The sequence below is a fragment of the Variovorax sp. AC103 genome, assembly GCF_979254005.1.
The window spans coordinates 1-255 of the sequence record NZ_CEEDFC010000081.1 but is presented as its reverse complement, the minus strand read 5'-3'; the positions used below and the strand labels follow the sequence as shown (position 1 = coordinate 255).

Annotated in this window: 1 protein-coding gene; it reads right to left on the bottom strand. The window is 67.5% G+C overall.

Annotated elements, in window-relative coordinates:
* The coding region (locus AC0IYU_RS34875) for a JAB domain-containing protein (protein ID WP_472126981.1) at positions 1 to 255 on the bottom strand (255 nt) is incomplete at both ends.

Genomic DNA, 255 nt, shown 5'->3' with positions numbered 1-255 from the left:
CACGAAGTGGTCCAGCACCCGCACGTCGATGTACGCCAGCGCTTCCTTCAGCGCATTCGTCAGCAGCTGGTCTGCCGACGACGGCTCGACCTCGCCCGACGGATGGTTGTGCGCCAGGATCACGGCCGCCGCGTTGTGCTGCAGCGCGCGCTTGAGCACCTCGCGGGGATAGACCCCGGCCTGCGTGAGCGTGCCCCGGAACAGATCCTCGAAGGCCAGCAGCGTGTGGTGCGCATCGAGGAACAGGACCGCGAA